Raw genomic sequence first — 21,149 nt, 5'->3', positions numbered from 1 at the left:
ATGCTGAAAAAAATCGCCCTCGCCGCTGGCTCCGTTCTGTTTGCCGCCAACCTGATGGCAGCAACGCCTGCCAAGGCGCCGCACGTTCTGCTGGACACCACCAACGGCCAGATCGAAATCGAACTGGACCCGGTCAAGGCCCCGATCAGTACCAAGAACTTCCTTGAGTATGTGGACAGCGGCTTCTACAACAACACGATTTTCCACCGCGTGATTCCGGGCTTCATGGTCCAGGGCGGCGGGTTCACTCAACAGATGCAGCAGAAAGAAACCAAGGCGCCGATCAAGAACGAGCACAAGAACGGTCTGGTCAACGTGCGTGGCACCCTGTCCATGGCCCGTACCTCGGTGCCTGACTCGGCCACCAGCCAGTTCTTCATCAACGTCAAGGACAACGATTTCCTCGACCAGGGTGACGGTTACGCGGTATTCGGCAAAGTGGTCAAGGGCATGGACGTGGTGGACATCATCGTCAATTCGCCTACCACCGTGCGCAGCGGCATGAAGGATGTGCCGGCAGACCCGGTGTTCATCAAGTCGGCCAAGCGCATCGACTGAAACCAAGCTGGACATGGATGTCCGAGCCGTTGCCGGCTTCTGCCGGCAACGCTCAAACCGTTGAAGGAGAGCCCGTTCGCGGGTGAATAACCGATGCTTTATCGCCGCTTTGAAAAACTGATCGACGTATTCCGCGACGCCCCGACAGCCGCCCCGCCAGATCGGGTCCTGCCGTTCTATACCTACTACCTCAAGCAAGTCTGGCCGAGTTTCGCCGCCCTGCTGATCGTCGGCCTGTTCGGCGCATTGATCGAAGTGGCGCTGTTCAGTTACCTGAGCCGCATCATCGACCTGGCCCAAGGCACGCCAAACGTCGACTTCTTCAAGGAACACGGTCTCGAACTGACCTGGATGGTAGTGGTGGCGCTGGTGCTGCGCCCGGTATTCGTCGGCCTGCATGACCTGCTGGTGCACCAGACCCTCAGCCCCAGCATGACCAGCCTGATCCGCTGGCAGAACCACAGCTACGTGCTCAAGCAGAGCCTGAATTTTTTCCAGAACGACTTCGCCGGGCGCATCGCCCAACGCATCATGCAGACCGGCAACTCCCTGCGCGATTCAGCGGTGCAGGCGGTGGACGCGCTGTGGCATGTGCTGATCTACGCCATCAGCTCCCTGGTGCTGTTCGCCGAAGCCGACTGGCGCCTGATGATCCCGCTGCTGACCTGGATCTTCGCGTTCATCAGCGCCCTTTATTACTTCGTGCCACGGGTCAAGGAACGTTCGGTGGTGTCCTCCGATGCGCGCTCCAAACTCATGGGGCGGATCGTCGACGGCTACACCAACATCACCACCCTGAAGCTGTTTGCCCACACCAACTTCGAGCAGCAATACGCCCGCGAAGCGATCAAGGAGCAAACCGAAAAAGCCCAGCTGGCCGGCCGTGTCGTCACCAGCATGGACGTGGTCATCACCAGCATGAACGGCCTGTTGATCGTCGGCACCACAGGCCTGGCCTTGTGGCTGTGGACGCAGTCGCTGATCAGCGTGGGCGCCATTGCCCTGGCCACCGGGCTGGTGATCCGCATCGTCAACATGTCCGGCTGGATCATGTGGGTGGTCACCGGCATCTTCGAAAACATCGGCATGGTCCAGGACGGCTTGCAAAGCATCTCGCAGCCAGTCAGCGTCACCGACCGTGACCAGGCCAAACCGCTGGCGGTGGCCCGTGGCGAAGTACGCTTCGACAACGTGGACTTCCACTACGGCAAGCGGAGCGGGATCATCGGCGGGCTCAACCTGACGATCAAACCCGGCGAGAAGATCGGCCTGATCGGTCCGTCCGGCGCGGGCAAATCGACCCTGGTCAATCTGCTGCTGCGCCTCTACGACGTCGAGGGCGGGCGCATCCTCATCGACGGCCAGAACATCGCCGACGTCAGCCAGGAAAGCCTGCGCGAACGCATCGGCATGATCACCCAGGACACGTCCCTGCTGCATCGTTCGATCCGCGACAACCTGCTTTACGGCAAACCCGACGCCACCGACGCCGAACTCTGGGAGGCGGTGCACAAGGCCCGGGCCGATGGTTTCATTCCCACTCTCTCGGACGCCGAAGGCCGCAGCGGTTTCGATGCCCATGTCGGGGAACGCGGGGTGAAGCTTTCCGGCGGCCAGCGCCAACGCATCGCCATCGCCCGCGTATTGCTCAAGGATGCGCCGATCCTGATCATGGACGAGGCCACGTCGGCACTGGACTCGGAAGTCGAAGCGGCTATCCAGGAAAGCCTCGAAACCCTGATGCAGGGCAAGACCGTGATCGCCATCGCCCACCGGCTCTCGACCATCGCCCGGATGGACCGGCTGGTGGTGCTGGAAAACGGCAGGATCGCCGAAACCGGCAGCCACGCAGAATTGCTGGCCCATGGCGGTTTGTATGCGCGGTTGTGGCAACACCAGACTGGGGGTTTTGTCGGGATCGATTAGGCCCTGCACCCGCTAAAAAACCGCCACGCCCGCTACCCCGGGCGCTGGCGGTTTTTTTATGCCCACTGGAACTTTGGAAAAACAGTGCTGTACTCAGCCAAGGTTCTGGAGGTGGTTCTGCAGTCCATCTGCTGGATGCACAAGGCAGCAAAATCTCGAAAGGACACTCTCTCATGTCTCTGTTCAAACGTTCCGCTACAGAGTTGGTAGGTACCTTCTGGCTGGTGTTGGGTGGTTGCGGCAGTGCGGTGCTGGCCGCTGCTTTCCCGGACGTCGGCATCGGTTTGCTCGGGGTTTCCCTGGCGTTTGGCCTGACGGTGCTGACCATGGCATTCGCCATCGGCCACATTTCCGGTTGTCACCTCAACCCGGCGGTGTCGCTGGGGCTGGTGGTCGGCGGACGGTTTCCGGCCAGTGAACTGCCGGCCTACATCATCGCCCAGGTGCTTGGCGCGGTGATTGCCGCCGCCCTGCTGTACTTCATTGCCAGCGGCAAGCCCGGTTTCGAACTGGCGTCGGGCCTGGCGTCCAACGGCTTTGGTGAACACTCCCCTGGCGGCTACTCGATGGCGGCGGGATTTGTCTGTGAGCTGGTGATGACCGCCATGTTCATCCTGATCATCCTTGGCGCCACCGACAACCGCGCACCAGCGGGGCTCGCGCCGATCGCCATTGGCCTGGCACTGACCCTGATCCACCTGATCTCGATCCCGGTCACCAACACCTCGGTCAACCCGGCACGCAGCACCGGCCCGGCGCTGATCGTTGGCGGCTGGGCGATCCAGCAGTTGTGGATGTTCTGGGTCGCGCCGCTGCTCGGTGCGGTCGTCGGCGGCGTGCTGTATCGCTTTCTGGGCAAGGAAAGCAGCTGACCTACAGTACCGCGAAGATCAGCCTTGCCGGTAAGGCAAGGCGGTCTTCGCCTCATCCGCGTAGGCCAATACCCCGACCCGTTCCTGCTGCAAAAAGTCCTTCACGGCTGCTTTCAAACCCGGATGGCGCAAGTAATGCCAGGAGTGCGTGATGACCGGCTCGAAACCGCGAATCAACTTGTGCTCACCCTGGGCTCCGGCGTCGAAACGCGCAAAGCCATTGGCGATCGCGTAGTCCATCCCCTGATAAAAGCACGTCTCGAAGTGCAGCCGATCGAACTCCGCCAGGCAGCCCCAGTAACGCCCGTAAAAACTGTCGCCGCCGATCAGGCTGAACGCCATCGCCACGGGACGGGCCCCTTGCCTGGCCAATACCACGCGAATGGATTGCGGCATGCGCTCAGCCAGCAGACTGAAAAACGCCCGCGTCAGGTAGGGTCTTTGCCGACGCACCGCGTAGGTATTGGCGTAGCAGGCGTAGACGAAATCCCACTGCGACTCGGTCAATTCCCGGCCTTCGAGCCATTCGAAATCGATCCCCTGCCCCGCCACTTGCTCGCGTTCCTTGCGCATCTGCTTGCGTTTGCGCGAACTCAGGACGTCGAGAAAGTCCTGAAAATCCCGATAACCACGGTTCTGCCAGTGATACTGACAGCCGATGCGCTGCAACCAGCCCGGTTGTTCGGCCAGTGCAGCGTCGGTGAACGGGTCGCTGAAGTTGATGTGGGCACTGGAGAGTTGTTCGATCTCCAGATAGCCCGGCAGACTCTTGAGTAATTCAAAACCATCCTCCACCCGCGCCGCCAGCAAGCGCGGGCCGCTGACCGGACTGAATGGCACGGCGGTCAGCAGTTTGGGGTAGTAATCGATGCCCGCGCGTTCACAGGCATCAGCCCAGGCGTGGTCGAACACGTACTCGCCATAGGAATGCCATTTGCGGTAGCTGGGCAATGCCGCGATCAGCCGATCCCCTTCCATGTGCAGCAAATGCTCGGGTTGCCAGCCGGAATGGGGCCCGACACTGCCGCTGTCTTCCAGCGCGCCGAGAAACCCGTGACGCAGGAATGGTTGATTCTCGGGTACCAGCGCATCCCAGGTTTGCGGGTTGATTTCGGACAGACTTTGCAAGCGTTGCAACGGCATCACCATCCTCACTCTTCATGGCGTGAAAGCCTCGCGAGTATCGCCTATCGGTGTGCATTGCACACGGGCATTTCGACGACAGCGCTCTAGATCAAGGGTTCGCAACGACTGTACATCGTCACAGACATGCCATCACTCTGCCACTGCACTGTAATAAACCATCGCGATACTGGCGCCTGTTTTTAGAGCGCCGGGTTATATCCGGCCACTGTTTTCCGTCCACCCCATGGTCGGTTGTGCCCAGGATGGTCCAGCCATCCACTCTCATCTTCGGAGATTGATATGCGTCTTGCTTCCACGAAAACTGCGGCGGCCTTGTGTGGCGGCCTGTTGCTGGCCATGAGTGTTCCGGCCAGCGCCGCAGTCGACGCCAAACTGCTCGACATGCTCCGGGCTAACGGTTCGATTACCAACGCCCAGTACAGCGAATTGCAAGCCGAGTTGGCAAGGGATCAGAAGGACCAGCAAATCGCTCGTCAGGCCCAGCAAGAGACCAACGAGCAGATCGCGGCCACCGCGAAGAAAACCAATGAGCTGAGCACCTTCGACCAGAAACTGGCGTGGGCGGCCAAGACCCAATTCAAGGGCGACGTGCGTTTCCGTCAGGAAAACGTCCACAACGACGGCGTTTCCAACAACAAAGACCAGGACCGCCAGCGCATTCGTGCCCGCCTGGGTGCGTTCAGCGAAATCAACCCGCAAGTGGACACCGGCATCCGTATCGCCACCGGCAGCAGCGACGACGCTCGCTCCACCAACCAGGACCTGAACAACTACTTCGACAAGAAGCAGATCTGGCTGGACCTGGGCTATGTCGACTACCACCCCGACGCCATCAAGAACCTGCACGTGATCGGCGGCAAGATGCTGCAACCGTGGGTGAGCATGGGCGACATCATCTGGGACAGCGACATCAACCCTGAAGGCCTGGCCCTGACCTACAAGTACCCGCTGGGCAATACCGAACTGTTCGGCAGTGCCGGTCACTACACGCTCAAGGACAACGTCGATGGCGACGGCGTGCAGTTCAAGCACGACCTGCGTCTGTACGCTGGCCAGTTGGGTGCGCGCTTCGCCATTACCGACAACCTGAAATTGACCGTCGGCGGCAGCCTCTACAACTACGACAACGACGAAGACAGCACCTGCACCGCCACCACCTCGCCATGCGCTCTGGCCGTCAACGGTAACAGCCCGGGCGAAGAGTTCCGCCTGTGGGAAGGTTTTAGCCAGATCGATATCGGCGGCCTGCCAATGCCGCTGTCGCTCTACGGCCAGTACGTACACAACGCCGAAGCCAGCAACAATCAGGACACTGGCTGGCTGGCCGGCGTCAAGACCAAGCTCTACGGCTTCGGCCTGGACTACAACTACCGCGACATACAGCAGAACGCGGTGGTGGGTGCCTTCACCGACTCCGACTTCGCCAACGGCTTCACCGGTTCGCGCGGCAGCAAGCTGAAAGTCAGCTACGAGCTGGACAAGAACTTCACCCTGGGTGCGACGTACTTCATGGCGACTTCCGACTACACCAACGCCAGCGTCAACCTGAAAGACTCCGACATCAACACCCTGCAACTGGATGCTGAAGCGAAGTTCTGATTCCCCCGCTACAGACTCCGGCATGGATGCCTGAGCCCCTTTTACAGCCTGGCGTTGATCTATCGGTCCCCATCATCCTCCGATATTTCAACGCCAGGCTGTTTCTATTGGCGCAAAAAAAATCGCAGCCTTCGGCAGCTCCTACAGGATCGGGTTTCAACCGCGATATCGCGATTGAACATCGATCCATGTAGGAGCTGCCGCAGGCTGCGATCTTTTCGGCGACAGCGAAAAAAATCAGCGCTTGCGCAACAGCACGCTACCAATCGAATAACCCGCACCAAACGAGCTGAGCACCGCCAGCGAGCCGGCAGCCAGATCATCCTGGTGCTTGTGGAACGCAATCACCGAACCTGCCGAACTGGTGTTGGCATAGGTATCGAGAATCACCGGCGCCTCCTGCTCGGTGGCTTCACGTCCCAGCAGCTTCCTGACGATCAGGTGGTTCATGCTGAGGTTGGCCTGGTGCAGCCAGAAGCGTTTCACGTCATTGACGTTGAGTTGGTTCTCTTCCAGGTGCGCAGCGATCAGCTCGGCGACCATCGGGCAGACTTCCTTGAACACCTTGCGGCCTTCCTGCACGAACAGCTTGTCCTTGGCTCCGATGCCCTCTTCCGCGGCGCGGTTGAGGAAGCCGAAGTTGTTGCGAATGTTGTTGGAAAATTTGGTCAGCAGTTTGGTGCTGACGATGTCGAACTGGTGACTGGAGGTGGCCAGGTCAGCGCGCTCGATGATCACGGCGGTGGCGGCATCGCCGAAGATGAAGTGGCTGTCGCGGTCGCGGAAGTTCAGGTGACCGGTGCAGACTTCCGGGTTGACCATCAGGATCGCCCGGGCCTGGCCCAGCTGCACGCTATTGGCTGCGGCCTGGATGCCGAAGGTGGCCGAAGAGCACGCCACGTTCATGTCGAAACCGAAACCCTGGATGCCCAGCGCTTCCTGGACTTCGATGGCAATGGCCGGATAGGCGCGTTGCAGGTTGGAGCAGGCGACGATCACGCCGTCGATGTCTGCGGCGGTTTTGCCGGCACGCTGCAAGGCTTGTTCGGCGGCGCCGATGGCCATCTGGCAGAGCACCGACCATTCGTCGTTGGAACGCTCCGGCAAGCGTGGCGCCATGCGTTGCGGGTCGAGAATGCCTTCCTTGTCCATGACAAAGCGGCTTTTGATGCCAGAGGCTTTTTCGATGAAGGCTGCGCTGGACTCGGTCAACGCCTCGACTTCACCGCGGGCAATGGCCTGGGCGTTGTCAGCGTTGAATTGAGCGACATAAGCATTGAAAGACTGCACCAGCTCTTCGTTGGAGATGCTGTTGGCCGGGGTGTACAGGCCGGTGCCGCTGATGACGACGTTATGCATGGTCGTGTCTCTGATCTGTTCAGGCAGAAAGCATTGGTACAAACGTACCAATGCATAAAGGGTCTATTCCCATCCGTGGACGCAAACCTGGCATCGCTTTATTCCGACCTGCCCGCGGCGGCGAAGGCTCAAAATCGCGGGGCCGGTGTTTATAGGCGCGAAGTTTGCCATAAACCTTGGATTTTGGCGCCTTTTTGCTGAATGTCGAATCCGCTTAAAGAACGACGCAAACCCTGTAGGAGCCCGGCTTGCCGGCGATGGCGTCTTCATGGGCGATGCAGGGCTCAAGGACGCTTTCGCTGGCAAGCCAGCTCCTACAAGGGTCCGGTCAGGTTTCGACTTGACTCCACTGCTTGCTCAGGCGCTTGTCGGAGATCGGCACCTTGGTTCCCAACTGCTGGGCAAACAGCGAAACCCGGTATTCCTCCAGCCACCAGCGGTACAACTCCAGCTGCGGGTCGCGCTTGCCTTCCTGGGCGTGTTTGTTGGCGCGGGTCTGGTATTGCGTCCAGAGGCCGGACAACTCGCCGCTCCAGACCCGATCCCGTTGCACCTGGGCGCCGATTTTTTCGAAACGCTGTTCGATGGCCTTGAGGTAGCGCGGCAGTTCCTTGAGCCACTGCATCGGCGTTTCCCGGACAAACCCCGGATACACCAGATGGCTGAGCTGCTGCTTGATGTCGTTCAGGGCCACGGCTTGCGCCAGGTCGATCTTGCCCTTGAAGCGTTTTTGCAGGCCGTGCCAGTGCTTGAGGATTTCCAGGGCCAGCCTGGCCACGCGTTCGGCATGTTCGGTCCAGGCGCCGCGCTTGCGTTCGGCCAACGCGGCCAATCCGGCGCCATCCCGTGGCAGCGGGTCTTCACCGTCGAGGATGCAGCTGTCGAGACTGGCCAACAGGATGTCTTCGACCAGGGCATCGACACGCCCCATGTCGCGGTACAGCAGGCCCAGTTCGGTCAGGCCCGGCAACTTGCCACGGAGGAACTTCGCCGGCTCCGCCAGTTGCTGCATCAGCAGGCGCTGCAAGGCGCGGCGATGCTGGAACTCGGCTTCGGCCGGGGTCGAGAAACGTCCTTCCTTGACCGTCCCCGCCTCTTCCACCAGCGCCGGATAGACCGTCATCGACAGCCCGGCGATCTTCTGCTGGGTTTTCTCGGCCACGGCGGCAAACACCTTCGGCTCGACCGGCTGCTGGCTTTTCGCGGTTTGCGGCACGGCCAGGGCAGCCTGGCTGGCTTCGGCGAAACGCGCGGTCAGTTCGGCCAGGTCGCGCCCTTCACCGAGGAACTTGCCCTGGGCATCGACGATCTCCAGGTTCATCCGCAGATGGCTTTCGACCTGCTGAGCTGCCTCGGCCCAGGCTTCATCGCTGACCCGGGCGCCGGTCATGCGCAGCAACTCCCGACCCAGGGCCTGGGGTAATGAACCTTCAGCGAAGGTCATGCGCTGCAACGCGGCCTTGACGAAATCCGGCACCGGCACGAAATTCTTGCGCAAGGCCTTGGGCAGGTTGCGCACCAGGGCAATGCACTTGGCTTCGATCACCCCCGGCACCAGCCATTCCAGGCGTTCCGGCGGCAGCATCGGCAACAGCGGTGCCGGTACCCGCAGGGTCACGCCGTCGCGCGGGTGGTTCGGTTCGAAGTGGTAGCTCAGGGCCAATTCGAGGTCGCCGATGTGCAGCGTGTCCGGGTAATGCTGGGCGGTGACTTCGCTGGCTTCGCGGGCCAGCACGTCTTCTTCGCGCATGATCAGCAGCTGCGGGTCTTTCTGGCTGTTGATCCTATACCAGCTGTCGAACGTCGCGGTCTGGTGAATCTCTGCCGGCAACCGCGCATCGTAGAAGGCGTAGAGGGTTTCTTCGTCGGCGAGAATGTCCCGGCGACGGGCCTTGGCCTCCAGTTCGTCGAGTTGCTCCAGCAACTGCTTGTTGGCCGTCAGGCACTTGGCTTTCGACTGGATTTCGCCACGCACCAGCGCTTCGCGGATGAACAGTTCACGGGACACCACCGGATCGATCGGGCCGTAGTGCACCGGCCGGCGGCCGACCACGATCAGCCCGAACAGGGTGATCTGCTCGAAGGCCACGACCTGGCCACGCTTCTTCTCCCAATGGGGTTCGAAGTGGTTTTTCTTGATCAAGTGCCCGGCCAGCGGCTCGATCCAGTCGGCATCGATCTTGGCCACCATCCGCGCATACAACTTGGTGGTTTCCACCAGTTCGGCGGTCATCAGCCACTGCGGGCGTTTCTTGCCGATACCCGACGACGGATGAATCCAGAAACGCCGCTGCCGCGCGCCGAGGTAATCGCCGTCTTCGGTTTTCTGGCCGATCTGGCTGAGCAAGCCCACCAGTACTGCCTTGTGCAGTTTCGGGTAATCCGCCGGCTCTTTGTTAAGGCTCAGCTGCATGTCGCGGCAGATGAGGCTCAACTGGCGATGGGAGTCGCGCCATTCACGCAGGCGCAGGTAGTTCAGGAAATTCTTGCGACACCAGTTACGCAGCGGGCTGGCGGTCAGCGCCTGGCGCTGCTCTTCGAACCCGCGCCACAGGTTGACCAGCCCGGCGAAGTCCGAGTCGGTATCCTTCCATTGCGCGTGGGCCTGGTCTGCGGCTTGCTGGCGCTCCGGCGGACGCTCGCGCGGGTCCTGGATCGACATGGCGCTGGCGACGATCAGCACTTCCTGCAGGCTGCCGAGCTTGGCCGCTTCGAGCAGCATGCGACCCATGCGCGGGTCCACCGGCAGTCGCGCCAGTTGCCGACCGAGCGGGGTCAACTGGCTGTTGCGGTCCACCGCCGAGAGCTCTTGCAGCAGGTTGTAGCCGTCACTGATCGCCTTGCCATCCGGCGGCTCGATGAACGGGAATGCGCTGACCTCGCCAAGGCGCAGGTGCAGCATCTGCAAGATAACGGCGGCGAGGTTGGTGCGCAGGATTTCCGGATCGGTGAATTCCGGCCGACCGAGAAAATCTTCTTCGCTGTACAGGCGCACGCAGATACCCGGCTCGACCCGTCCGCAGCGGCCTTTACGCTGGTTGGCGCTGGCCTGGGAAATGGCTTCGATGGGCAGGCGCTGGACCTTGGCGCGGTAGCTGTAGCGACTGATGCGCGCGGTGCCGCTGTCGATCACGTAACGGATGCCCGGCACGGTCAGCGAGGTTTCCGCGACGTTGGTCGCCAGCACCACGCGACGGCCCGGGTGCGACTGGAAAATCCGCTGCTGCTCGGCCGGCGACAGGCGCGCGTACAACGGCAGGATCTCGGTGTGCTTGAGCTGGGCCTTGCGCAGCATGTCGGCGGCATCGCGAATCTCGCGCTCGCCGGGCAGGAACACCAGCACGTCACCAGGGCTGCGGCGTTCGCTGCGCTCGTAGGCGGCAATTTCGTCGAGGGTGGCGAGGATCGCCTGATCCACCGTCAGGTCGTCCTCGACCCGGTTGCCCTCCTCATCCTGTTCCAGGGTCAGCGGGCGATACCAGGTGTCCACCGGGAAGGTACGGCCGGAGACTTCGACAATGGGCGCATCGTCGAAATGCTTGGAGAAACGCTCCAGGTCGATGGTTGCCGAAGTGATGATGACTTTCAGGTCCGGACGACGGGGCAGCAGGGTTTTCAGGTAACCGAGCAGGAAGTCGATGTTGAGGCTGCGTTCGTGGGCTTCGTCGACGATGATGGTGTCGTAGCGTTCCAGATAGCGGTCGTTCTGGGTTTCCGCCAGCAGGATGCCGTCGGTCATCAGTTTGATCAGGGTGTTGGAATCGCTCTGATCCTCGAAGCGCACCTGATAGCCGACCAGCGCGCCCAACGGCGTGCCGAGTTCTTCGGCAACCCGGGCTGCCACGCTACGTGCGGCGATTCGCCGTGGTTGGGTGTGGCCGATCAGGCCATGTTGGCCGCGGCCGATTTCCAGGCAGATCTTCGGCAACTGGGTGGTTTTACCCGAGCCGGTCTCGCCGGCGATGATCAGCACCTGGTGCTTTTCCAGCGCTTTCTTGATTTCGTCGCGCTTGGCGGCGATCGGCAGGCTGTCGTCGTAACGAATCACCGGCAGGCTGGCGCGCCGGGCCAGCACCTGGTCACAGGACGCCTGCATCCGCGCCCCCCACTGGGCCAGCTTGGCCTCGTCAGGTTTCTTGCGCAGCTCAAGCAACTGCCGCCGCAGCCGGTGGCGGTCGGCAAGCATGGCGTGATCGAGGTTTTTCAGCAGTTTGTCGATGGAGGGCGATTCGTCGGTCATCGGGTACGCAATTCAGTCGTCTAGTGGCGCAGGTCGGGGATTGTCGCAGATTTGAAGGACGAGCGAGATCCCTTGTAGAGCCGGCTTGCCGGCGAAGGCGTCGGCACTGGCGATGCAAGGCTCAGGATTGCCTTCGCCGGCAAGCCGGCTCCTACAGGGGGGATGGGGTTACTCGGTATCGTGGCCTTTACGCCGATACGGAAACACATCGATCACCTTCCCTGCCCGAATCGCCTCCTGCAGGCTTTTCCAGTAGTCAGCGTTGTACAACTCGCCATGCAGCTGATCGAACAACTTGCGCTGCCCCGAATCGGCAAACAAAAACGGCGGGAATTCCTCGGGGAACACATCCAGCGGTCCGATCGAATACCACGGCTCGGACGCCATTTCATCTTCCGGCGTACGCGGTTGCGGGATGTGGCGGAAGTTGGCCTCGGTCAGGAAGCAGATCTCGTCATAGTCGTAGAACACCACGCGACCGTGGCGGGTAACGCCGAAGTTCTTCAGCAGCATGTCACCGGGAAAGATATTCGCCGCCGCCAGTTGCTTGATCGCCAGGCCGTAATCCTCCAGGGCCTCGCGCACCTGCGCGTCGTTGGCGTTTTCCAGGTACAGGTTCAGCGGCGTCATCCGCCGCTCGGTCCAGCAGTGACGGATCAGCACCGTGTCGCCTTCCACCGACACCGTGGACGGCGCGACGTCCAGCAGTTCTTCCAGGCACGCCGGGTCGAACTTGCTCAGCGGGAAGCGGAAATCGGCGAATTCCTGGGTGTCGGCCATGCGCCCGACGCGGTCGACGCTTTTTACCAGCCGGTACTTCTCGATCACAGTCGCGCGGTCGACGTTTTTTGACGGCGAGAAGCGGTCCTTGATGATTTTGAACACGGTGTTGAACCCCGGCAGGGTGAACACGCTCATGACCATGCCGCGCACGCCGGGGGCCATGATGAACTGGTCGTCGGTGTTGGCCAGGTGGTTGATCAACGCCCGATAGAACTCGGACTTGCCATGCTTGTAGAAACCGATCGAGGTGTACAGCTCGGCGATGTGCTTGCCCGGCAGGATGCGCTTGAGGAAGCCGATGAACTCCGCCGGCACCGGCACATCGACCATGAAATAGGAACGGGTGAACGAGAAGATGATCGACACGTCCGCTTCGTCGGTGATCAGCGCGTCGATCTGGATACCGCGCCCCTCCAGGTGCAGCAGCGGGATCGCCAGCGGCCATTGCTCATCGGCGGTGTAGATGCGCCCCACCAGGTAGGCGCCCTTGTTGCGGTAGAGCACCGAGGAAAACAGTTCGACGCCGAGCTCGGGATCCTTGCACACCCAGTCCGGCAGGTTCTCGCGCAGTTGCGCTTCAAGGCGGCGCAGGTCGCCGGGCAGGTCGGCGTATTCCTCGCTGAAGCGATAGTCGGCAAAGATGCTCGCCAGCATGCCCGCCAACTGGCCCTGGGGTTTGTAGGTGCGGGTTTGCGCGGCGCGGGCCCGGCGCAGGCTCGGCCGCGTGGTGTGGATGAACATGCAGCCGTCGCTGATCAGGTCATGGCTGAACAGCCCGCAGAAAATCGAGTTGTACCAGGTCTCGGACAATTCATCGTCGAAACGCAGGTCGATCAGGCTGATGTAGGCGCTCTTGACCAGCGGCCAGCAACTGACGTCCAGGGTGTCACTGTCGAACGCGATGCGCAGCCGTTCCACGGTTTCGCTGACTTTTTCTTCGTAGAGATTGATCCGCGCGGCCGACGCGACCTGCGTCTCCTGCCACTGGGCCTGCTCGAAGCGGGCCCGCGCACCGTCGGTGATCTGCCGGAAATGCTCGCGGTAATCGTCAAAGCCATCGAGGATCATTCGGGCGATATCGGCGGCTGGCCATTGCTGCGGCATGGTGAGACCTCTGCGGGAATTCGTGAGCCCTGAGCTTAGCCAGTGAAGCGGGTGCAGGAGAAGCGTAATTTTGCGCCCGGGTTATTTGCCGGTTTTTCGGTTGCCATCGATCAGCCGCTCGGCAACACTCTCGTCCCCATAAAGGAAGGAGAGCAGCGTGAACCCCGTCGATATTGTCCGTTTACTGTCACTGGCGGCCATCTGGGGTGCGAGCTTTCTGTTCATGCGCATCATCGCCCCGGTGATTGGTACCATCCCCACGGCCTTTTTCCGCGTGTCGATTGCCGCTACCGGCCTGTTGCTGATCCTCGGGCTGATGCGCATCAGCTGGGATTTCAAAGGCAAACTCAAGACCGTGATGCTGCTCGGGGTGATCAACTCGGGGATTCCGGCCACCCTGTATTCCGTGGCCGCCCAGGTGCTGCCGGCTGGGTACTCGGCCATTTTCAACGCCACCACACCGCTGATGGGCGTGTTGATCGGCGGCCTGTTCTTCCATGAGCGGCTGACCGGCGCCAAGCTCGGCGGGGTATTTCTCGGCTTGTTCGGCGTTGGCGTGCTGACGCGCGCGGGCCCGGTGGCATTCGATATGCAATTGCTGATGGGCGCCCTCGCCTGCCTGCTCGCCACCACCTGTTATGGCTTTGCCGGTTTTCTAGCACGCCGCTGGCTGGATCAGGCCGGTGGGCTCGACAGCCGTTTGTCTGCGCTGGGCAGCATGCTCGGGGCGACGTTGTTCCTGCTGCCGCTGTTCGGCTACAGCGTGATCAGCCAGCCGCCAGCGAGCTGGGGTGGCTGGGATGTCTGGTTGTCTTTGCTGGGATTGGGGCTGGTGTGTACTGCGTTGGCGTACATCGTTTACTTCCGCTTGCTCAGCTCGGTCGGGCCGGTGAGGTCGATGACCACGACCTTCCTGATCCCGCCATTCGGGGTGTTGTGGGGGGCGCTGTTGCTGGGTGAGCCGTTGTCGATGGCGCATGTGTATGGCGGGGTGTTGATTGCGGCGGCGTTGTGGCTGGTGTTGAAGCCTGCGGTGGTGAGGGTGGCTGAGGTGACTGCCAAGTAATTTGTGCTGAGGCTGATGACGCCTTCGCGAGCAAGCCCGCTCCCACATTTGATCTACGCAACAACGAAGATCCAGTGTGGGAGCGGGCTTGCTCGCGAAGGCGATTGCCCAGTTCCTACAGGGCTGACTGACTCACCTCCCCATCCACCAACCGCCGAATCCCCAGCGGATTGGCGTTCTGCAACGCCTCGGGCAACAACGCATCCGGATAATTCTGGAAGCACACCGGGCGCAGGAAGCGGTCGATCGCCAACGTCCCCACCGAGGTCCCGCGCGAATCGGACGTTGCCGGATAAGGCCCGCCATGCACCATCGCCTCGCACACCTCGACCCCGGTCGGATAACCATTGAGCAGGATCCGCCCGACCTTTTCCTGCAACATCTCCGCCAGCCAGCGGTATTCCAGCAGCTCATCCGCCTCGCCGATCAAGGTCGCTGTCAATTGCCCACGCAACCCTTGCAGCGCCTGCGCCAACTGCGCACGGCTCTCGACTTCTACGACGATGGTGGTCGGCCCGAACACTTCTTCCTGAAGCAGTTCATCACCCTTGAGCAACAGGCCGACATCGGCCTTGAACACTTGCGGCTGCGCCTGACTGCCCTGCTGCGGCTTGCCCGCCAGATGGGTCAGCCCCGGATGTTCGTGCAGCTCGCCCAGGCCTCGGCTGTAACTGGCCAGCGCGCCAGCATTGAGCATGGTTTGCGCAGGTTGCTGGTTCATGCTCGCGCAAAAGGTTTCCAGAAACGTGCTGAACTGCGGCGAACGCAGGCCGATGACCAGGCCAGGGTTGGTACAGAACTGGCCACAGCCCAAGGTCACTGAACCGGCAAGCTGCGTCGCGATCTGTTCACCCCGTACGGCCAGCGCCTCGGGCAGCAGGAACACCGGGTTGATGCTCGACATCTCGGCAAACACCGGGATCGGCTGTGGCCGGGTCGCCGCCATGTGGCTCAGGGCATTGCCGCCCTTGAGCGAGCCGGTGAAACCCACGGCCTGGATCGCCGGGTGCTTGACCAGCCACTCACCGACGCCACCGCCGTAGATCATGTTGAACACCCCCGCAGGCATTTCCGTGCGCTCGGCGGCGCGGATGATCGCGTCCGCCACCCACTCGGCGGTTGCCATGTGCCCGCTGTGGGCCTTGAACACCACCGGGCATCCGGCGGCCAGGGCCGAGGCGGTATCGCCACCGGCGGTGGAGAATGCCAACGGAAAGTTGCTGGCGCCAAACACCGCTACCGGCCCCAGGGCGATGCGGTATTGACGCAGGTCCGGGCGTGGCAATGGCTGGCGATCCGGCAACGCCCGGTCGATGCGCGCACCGTAGAAATCACCACGACGCAGGACTTTGGCGAACAGGCGCAACTGGCCGCTGGTGCGACCGCGTTCACCCTGGATACGCCCGGCCGGTAATGCGGTTTCGCGGCACACGGTGGCGACGAAGTCATCGCCCAGGGCATCGATTTCATCGGCGATGGCATCGAGGAAGGTCGCGCGCTTTTCTGCACTGAGATTACGGTAGATCGGGCACGCCGCGGCGGCGGCTTTGGCGGCGGCATCCACCTCGGCTTCGGATGCCTGGAAGAAGGTGCCGGGCAATGGCTCACCGGTGGTCGCGTCGAGGCTTTGCAGGTGCAAGTTGCCGTTGGCGCTACGGCGGCCGCCGATGTAATTGTGTCCAAGTATCGTGGTCATTGCGGATTCCTTGATCGATTACAGACCTGTAGGAGCCGGCTTGCCGGCGAAGGCCACGGCACGGCAAACATCAACGTCGCGTGAAAAATCGCTTTCGCCGGCAAGCCGGCTCCTACAGGGGTTAAAGCGCACGCACCTGACCGATTGCCAACGGCTGGGCACTTTCACCGATGCCGTTCACCAGCGGCGCTCCGAACTCATCGAGGCTGATCTGGAAGCGGTCCCCCGGCTGGGTCTTGATGCCATCGGCAAACGACAGCGTGGCGGTGCCGAAGTAGTGCACATGCACATCACCGGGACGCAGGAACTGCGCGTACTTGAAGTGGTGGAATTCGAGGTTGGCCAGGCTGTGGCACATGTTGTCTTCGCCGCTGAGAAACTCCTTTTCCCAGATCGTCTTGCCATCGCGCTTGATGCGGCTGGTGCCCTCCAGGTGCCTGGGCAATTCGCCGACGCGCAGCTCCGGGCCATAGGAGCAGCAGCGCAGTTTCGAATGGGCGAGGTACAGGTAGTTGCGCCGTTCCATTACATGGTCGGAGAACTCATTGCCCAATGCATAACCGACGCGATACGGCAGGCCGTCGTCGCCGATCACGTAGAGCCCGGTCAGCTCCGGCTCTTCGCCGGCGTCTTCGGCAAAGGGCGGCACCGGAAAGTCCGCGCCGGGACGCACGACGATGCTGCCGTCGCCCTTGTAGAACCATTCCGGCTGCGCACCGACCTGCCCGGCCGCGGGCTTGCCGCCCTCCAGGCCCCATTTGAAAATGCGCATGGTGTCGGTCATGGCGGTTTCGACGGCACCTTCCTGCTGGTGCATCTTGTCCCGCGCCGAGGCGCTGCCCAGGTGGGTCAGGCCGGTGCCGCTGATCAGGCAGTGGGCCGGATCTTCGTGGTCCAGCGGTGGCAGCACCTGGCGCTGCTGCAACAGCTGGGCGTAGTCCGGGCCCGGTTCGGTGCCGCGCAGGGCGACTTCTTCCTGCAGGCTGCGTTGGCCGCGGATCGCCGCGAGTGCCAGTTCACGGGTGCTGCGGGTGCCGTTGAGCACCTGGACCTGTGCCCCGTCGACCAGCCCGACCTGGCGCTCACCGGCGGTGTTTTCAAATTGAATCAGGCGCATGTCGCCTCCGCAAAGTCATGGACGGCGCCGCCGGATGACGGCGCCTCAAGGTCACTCGATGATGTTGAAGTCGCTCAAGTACTCATCGGAGATTTCCAGGCCCAGGCCCGGCTTGTTGTCGTCGAGCTGGATGTAGCCGTTAACTGGTTGCGGCTCGCCCTTGAACACGTAGTAGAAGAGTTCGTTGCCGACCTCGACGTCGAACACCGGGAAGAACTCGGCCATCGGCGACGCCGTGGTGGACATGGTCAGGTGGTAGTTGTGCATCTGCCCGGCGTGGGGGATCACCGGCACCGACCAGGCCTCGGCCATGGCGTTGATCTTGCGCGCGGCGGTGATGCCGCCGACGCGGTTGGTGTCGTACTGGATCACGTCGATCGCACGGCGTTCCAGCAGGTCCTTGAAGCCGTACGAGGTGAACTCGTGCTCGCCGCCGGAGATCGGCATGATGCCCATTTTTTTCAGCTCGATGTAGCCCTCGATGTCGTCGGCGATCACCGGTTCTTCCAGCCAGCGCGGCTCGAACTCGGCCAGTTTGGGCAACATGCGGCGGGCATATTCCAGGGTCCAGCCCATGTAGCATTCGAGCATGATGTCGACGTCGGGGCCGGCCAGGTTACGCAGGGCGCGCACTTGTTCGATGTTCTTGCGCATGCCCGCCGGACCGTCTTTCGGGCCGTAGCCGAAGCGCATTTTCAGCGCGGTGAAGCCCTGGTTCAGATAGCCCTGGGCCTCTTCGAGGAACAGGTCGAGGTTGTCGTTGGCGTAGAGCTTGGAGGCGTAGGTCCAGATCTTTTCCTTGGTGCGGCCGCCGAGCAGTTTGAACACCGGCTTGTTGACCGCCTTGCCCATGATGTCCCAGATGGCGATGTCGATCGCCGAGATGGCCGCCATGCCAATGCCCTTGCGGCCCCAGGCGTGGCTCTGGCGGTACATTTTCTGCCAGATGTATTCGTTGTCGAACGGGTCTTCGCCAATCGCGATGGGTGCCAGGTAGGTGTCGATGATTTCCTTGGCTACACGGGGCGCCAGGGCGCAGTTGCCGATGCCGACAAGACCGGTGTCGGTCTCGACTTCCACCACCAGCCAGCCGTGGAAACGGAACGAGCCCATGGCGTCGCCGCGCTCGAACAGGATGTCGCTGGCGTTGGTGCAGAAGTGCGCTTGAGGTGGGACGACTTTACCTTTCCACTCGAATACGCGGGTACGGATCGCTTTGATTTTCATGAATACGGTTTCCTTGCGCTGCCGGCTTCTTGTCATTGTTGTGTCGCTGCGTGGAGCCGCTCGGATGGCGGTTCCAGGCATTCGATGGAGCGACTGTAGCCAGCGCCCGAGGGTGCGGATAATCACTTATGCGTATCCGGCGATAACCTGGGGTGATAGGAAAGAGCAGTAATCCCCTAGATCGAGTTATCGGGGCAATACATAAAACTGTAGGAGCTGGCTTGCCAGCGAAAGCGGCCCGACAGGCACCTCAGGGGTGTCTGTCAGGCCGTCTTCGCTGGCAAGCCAGCTCCTACAGGGGTATTGCGTTGTGTCAGTAGCTGTTGCCACCCATCCGGCAGGCAATCTCGAACGCCTGGCGAGTCGCGCCGACATTCGCCTTGCCCTGCCCCGCGATATCGAACGCGGTGCCGTGGGCCGGTGTGGTGATCGGGATGGGCAGGCCGCCCTGGACCGTGACGCCACGGGAGAAGCCCATCAACTTGATCGCGATCTGCCCCTGGTCGTGGTACATCGTCACCACCGCGTCAAAGGCACTGGCATCACCCTGGACCTTGAGGAAAATCGTGTCCCCCGGATACGGCCCTTCCGCCGCGATCCCCAATGCCTGGGCCGAACGCACGGCCGGGCCGATGATGTCCAGCTCTTCGCGACCGAACGAACCGTTGTCGCCGTTGTGCGGGTTCAAGCCGCAGACGCCGATGCGCGGTTTTTCCAGGCCGTTGCGCTTGAGCGCGGTGTCGATCAGTTGAATCGCTTCCACCACCCGCGCCTGGCTGAGCAGGCCCGGAACTTCAGCCAACGCCACGTGGGAGGTCACACGGGAAGTCCACAGATTGTCGAGCACGTTGAATTCGCAGAACGGCCCGTGGAAGTCCAGCAGCTCGGCGAACCAATGCAACTCATCGTTGTGGGCCATGCCGGCCATGTGCAACGAAGTCTTGTTCAGCGGCCCGAACAATATCGCGTCGGTGGTCCCGGCCTCGGTCAGGCGCAGGGCGACCTCCAGGGTGTCGAGGCTGTAGCGACCGCCAATGACACTGGACTCGCTGCGCGGAAATTCACCGACAGTGTCGCCGCGAAAGTCGTAGAACAGCGGTGTGTCGTCAACGAATGACAGCTGCTCCAGCGACTCCACCCGGCGATAGGGAAACTCCACACCGGCGATGCGCATGCCGCGCCGCATTTCCGCTTCGTCGGCAATCAGGATCACATTCGCCTGGCTGCGTACATCGGGCTCGCCGAGCAAGCGTGCGATCAGTTCCGGACCGATGCCCGCGGGGTCGCCCAGGACCATCGCGATGGTTGTCTTGTTCATGCTTCTCTCCTCAAGGATTCAGGCCGCGCCCGGTCAATGGCGCAAGGTTCGCAGCGGTAGATGCGCCGCGCGTTGCTGTAGAACAGTCGCTCCTGATCGGCAACTGGCAGATCGGCGACGATGGATTTGAAACCGTTGTAGATGTCGTTGAACGAGCCACACAGGCTGTCCACCGGAAAGTTACTGGCGAACATCGCCCGCTTGCTGCCGAACATCGCGATGATTTCGCGCACGATCCAGGCGTTGTCGATGGCGCGCCACGCTCGCCCCGCCTGGCCCAGGCCGGAAATCTTGACCTGCACGTTGGGCCACTGCGCCAGCCGCGCCATCGCGGCGCGCCAACCGGCCAGGCCTTCGGCGCTGCGGTCGCTGGGCAAGCCGGCGTGGTTGAGAATCAGGGTGATACCGGGGAAATCCCGGGCCAGTCGCTCAGCTTCGGGCAGGTTCCACCAGGGGGTTTGCAGATCGAAGTGCAGGCCCAAGCCCTCCAGCGCGGCATAACCGCGCCGCCAGTGCTCGTCGCTCATCAGGCTGCGCACCCGGCCGAACTGCACGGGTGACGTCGGTCCCCCGGGCTTGTGCCGGACGCTGCGCACGCACTTGTGACTGGCCTGCTCGCGCAGCACGGCAATGGCGTCCGGGTGGTCGAGCCAGGCTTGCGCGACGATCGCATTCGGCACGCCGTAGCGGGCGGCCAGTTGCTCGATGAAACGGGTTTCGCCAATCGGGTCCTGCGGGTTCCATTCGGTCTCGACATACACCGTTTGCACGACTCGCTGGTCGCCGGCATCGGCGAAGTAATCGTCGGGCAAATAACGGCGCTTGATCGCGGAGTAATCGCCGTAGCGAAACGGGATGTTCGCCTCCGGCGCCAGCCACGGATGGTCGTTGATCGTTGGGTCCCAGAAGTGATGATGGGCATCGATGATGGGACCGTTCCACAGTTCACCCATGGCGCACCTCGTCGAGACTGATGAACAACGTAGCCAGCACGAACACTGCCGAGCACACCGCGAAGAATCCCGGTACCGGGACAAATCCACCGCTCATTTGCATAATCACACCGCACTGGTGACGAGCCATTGCGCGTCCCTCAATTTTTATTGTTGTACAGTTGCAGACATTAACCTGTGCCGCG

The 21,149-nt window shown here is 61.9% G+C and carries 15 protein-coding genes; 5 read left to right on the top strand and 10 right to left on the bottom strand.

The genetic code is table 11. The annotated features are described in order from the left end of the window. The 3 genes from DKB71_RS08055 to aqpZ all read left to right on the top strand — a co-directional run bounded on the left by DKB71_RS08055 (window position 1) and on the right by aqpZ (window position 3,356). Window positions 1-558, top strand: a complete 558-nt coding sequence (locus tag DKB71_RS08055; RefSeq protein WP_008060092.1) for a peptidylprolyl isomerase A — start codon at window positions 1-3, stop codon at window positions 556-558. 93 nt (window positions 559-651) lie between these two features. Then, window positions 652-2,484 carry an ABC transporter ATP-binding protein gene (locus DKB71_RS08050; RefSeq protein WP_408600041.1) on the top strand — a complete coding sequence of 611 codons (1,833 nt, stop codon included), beginning with the start codon at window positions 652-654 and terminating at the stop codon, window positions 2,482-2,484. A gap of 173 nt (window positions 2,485-2,657) precedes the next feature. Next, complete coding sequence (gene aqpZ, locus DKB71_RS08045; RefSeq protein ID WP_274073574.1) at window positions 2,658-3,356, top strand: aquaporin Z; 699 nt, start codon at window positions 2,658-2,660, stop codon at window positions 3,354-3,356. Window positions 3,357-3,374: 18 nt separating this feature from the next. Here aqpZ and DKB71_RS08040 read toward each other — a convergent pair whose 3' ends face one another. After that, entirely contained in the window at window positions 3,375-4,499 is a 1,125-nt protein-coding gene (locus tag DKB71_RS08040) for a GNAT family N-acetyltransferase (protein ID WP_408600040.1), read from the bottom strand. Window positions 4,500-4,781: 282 nt separating this feature from the next. Here DKB71_RS08040 and DKB71_RS08035 point away from each other — a divergent pair, with 282 nt between their 5' ends. After that, the gene (locus DKB71_RS08035) at window positions 4,782-6,101 is read left to right on the top strand and encodes a putative porin (RefSeq protein ID WP_274073572.1); all 1,320 of its coding nucleotides are present in this window, start codon (window positions 4,782-4,784) and stop codon (window positions 6,099-6,101) included. Between the two features lie 237 nt (window positions 6,102-6,338). On the opposite strand, the gene DKB71_RS08030 is transcribed toward DKB71_RS08035, so the two are convergent. The 3 genes from DKB71_RS08030 to aceK all read right to left on the bottom strand — a co-directional run bounded on the left by DKB71_RS08030 (window position 6,339) and on the right by aceK (window position 13,587). Next, on the bottom strand, window positions 6,339-7,460 hold the full coding sequence (locus tag DKB71_RS08030; protein WP_408600039.1) for a beta-ketoacyl-ACP synthase III: 1,122 nt from the start codon (window positions 7,458-7,460) through the stop codon (window positions 6,339-6,341). Window positions 7,461-7,788: 328 nt separating this feature from the next. Beyond that, the gene (gene hrpA, locus DKB71_RS08025) at window positions 7,789-11,700 is read right to left on the bottom strand and encodes an ATP-dependent RNA helicase HrpA (protein ID WP_408600038.1); all 3,912 of its coding nucleotides are present in this window, start codon (window positions 11,698-11,700) and stop codon (window positions 7,789-7,791) included. Window positions 11,701-11,868: 168 nt separating this feature from the next. After that, entirely contained in the window at window positions 11,869-13,587 is a 1,719-nt protein-coding gene (gene aceK, locus DKB71_RS08020) for a bifunctional isocitrate dehydrogenase kinase/phosphatase (RefSeq protein WP_323606771.1), read from the bottom strand. 157 nt (window positions 13,588-13,744) lie between these two features. Between aceK and DKB71_RS08015 the strand changes: the two genes are divergently transcribed. Next, window positions 13,745-14,653, top strand: a complete 909-nt coding sequence (locus tag DKB71_RS08015) for a DMT family transporter (RefSeq protein WP_408600037.1) — start codon at window positions 13,745-13,747, stop codon at window positions 14,651-14,653. Window positions 14,654-14,768: 115 nt separating this feature from the next. Here DKB71_RS08015 and DKB71_RS08010 read toward each other — a convergent pair whose 3' ends face one another. From DKB71_RS08010 to DKB71_RS07985, 6 genes are all read right to left on the bottom strand, one after another. Further along, window positions 14,769-16,349, bottom strand: coding sequence for an aldehyde dehydrogenase (NADP(+)) (locus DKB71_RS08010; protein WP_408600036.1), 1,581 nt, complete (start codon window positions 16,347-16,349; stop codon window positions 14,769-14,771). Window positions 16,350-16,470: 121 nt separating this feature from the next. Beyond that, window positions 16,471-17,466 carry an AraD1 family protein gene (araD1, locus tag DKB71_RS08005; protein ID WP_408600034.1) on the bottom strand — a complete coding sequence of 332 codons (996 nt, stop codon included), beginning with the start codon at window positions 17,464-17,466 and terminating at the stop codon, window positions 16,471-16,473. A gap of 51 nt (window positions 17,467-17,517) precedes the next feature. Further along, on the bottom strand, window positions 17,518-18,693 hold the full coding sequence (locus tag DKB71_RS08000) for an L-rhamnonate dehydratase (RefSeq protein WP_034150001.1): 1,176 nt from the start codon (window positions 18,691-18,693) through the stop codon (window positions 17,518-17,520). 313 nt (window positions 18,694-19,006) lie between these two features. Further along, entirely contained in the window at window positions 19,007-20,011 is a 1,005-nt protein-coding gene (locus DKB71_RS07995; protein ID WP_408600033.1) for a 4-hydroxythreonine-4-phosphate dehydrogenase PdxA, read from the bottom strand. Further along, complete coding sequence (locus DKB71_RS07990) at window positions 20,008-20,964, bottom strand: amidohydrolase family protein (RefSeq protein ID WP_408600031.1); 957 nt, start codon at window positions 20,962-20,964, stop codon at window positions 20,008-20,010. Before DKB71_RS07990 ends, DKB71_RS07995 begins: the two co-directional genes overlap by 4 nt. Then, window positions 20,957-21,094, bottom strand: coding sequence for a hypothetical protein (locus DKB71_RS07985; RefSeq protein ID WP_408601189.1), 138 nt, complete (start codon window positions 21,092-21,094; stop codon window positions 20,957-20,959). The genes DKB71_RS07990 and DKB71_RS07985 overlap by 8 nt, the downstream gene beginning before the upstream one ends. Window positions 21,095-21,149 lie beyond the last annotated feature (55 nt).

The sequence above is a fragment of the Pseudomonas sp. PLMAX genome, assembly GCF_046042685.1.
Taxonomy (GTDB): Bacteria; Pseudomonadota; Gammaproteobacteria; order Pseudomonadales; family Pseudomonadaceae; genus Aquipseudomonas; species Aquipseudomonas putida_AE.
The sequence above is the reverse complement of the archived record's forward strand: the minus strand, read 5'-3'. Positions and strand labels throughout refer to the sequence as shown.

Excerpts from the sequence above, each read along its gene's own strand:
- aqpZ (WP_274073574.1), top strand. The coding sequence starts at position 2,658 with ATGTCTCTGTTCAAACGTTCCGCTACAGAGTTGGTAGGTACCTTCTGG.
- DKB71_RS08000 (WP_034150001.1), bottom strand. The coding sequence starts at position 18,693 with ATGAAAATCAAAGCGATCCGTACCCGCGTATTCGAGTGGAAAGGTAAA.
- DKB71_RS08035 (WP_274073572.1), top strand. The coding sequence starts at position 4,782 with ATGCGTCTTGCTTCCACGAAAACTGCGGCGGCCTTGTGTGGCGGCCTG.
- DKB71_RS07990 (WP_408600031.1), bottom strand. The coding sequence starts at position 20,964 with ATGGGTGAACTGTGGAACGGTCCCATCATCGATGCCCATCATCACTTC.
- araD1 (WP_408600034.1), bottom strand. The coding sequence starts at position 17,466 with ATGCGCCTGATTCAATTTGAAAACACCGCCGGTGAGCGCCAGGTCGGG.
- DKB71_RS07985 (WP_408601189.1), bottom strand. The coding sequence starts at position 21,094 with ATGGCTCGTCACCAGTGCGGTGTGATTATGCAAATGAGCGGTGGATTT.
- DKB71_RS08040 (WP_408600040.1), bottom strand. The coding sequence starts at position 4,499 with ATGCCGTTGCAACGCTTGCAAAGTCTGTCCGAAATCAACCCGCAAACC.
- DKB71_RS08030 (WP_408600039.1), bottom strand. The coding sequence starts at position 7,460 with ATGCATAACGTCGTCATCAGCGGCACCGGCCTGTACACCCCGGCCAAC.
- hrpA (WP_408600038.1), bottom strand. The coding sequence starts at position 11,700 with ATGACCGACGAATCGCCCTCCATCGACAAACTGCTGAAAAACCTCGAT.
- aceK (WP_323606771.1), bottom strand. The coding sequence starts at position 13,587 with ATGCCGCAGCAATGGCCAGCCGCCGATATCGCCCGAATGATCCTCGAT.
- DKB71_RS08055 (WP_008060092.1), top strand. The coding sequence starts at position 1 with ATGCTGAAAAAAATCGCCCTCGCCGCTGGCTCCGTTCTGTTTGCCGCC.
- DKB71_RS08010 (WP_408600036.1), bottom strand. The coding sequence starts at position 16,349 with ATGACCACGATACTTGGACACAATTACATCGGCGGCCGCCGTAGCGCC.
- DKB71_RS08050 (WP_408600041.1), top strand. The coding sequence starts at position 652 with ATGCTTTATCGCCGCTTTGAAAAACTGATCGACGTATTCCGCGACGCC.
- DKB71_RS07995 (WP_408600033.1), bottom strand. The coding sequence starts at position 20,011 with ATGAACAAGACAACCATCGCGATGGTCCTGGGCGACCCCGCGGGCATC.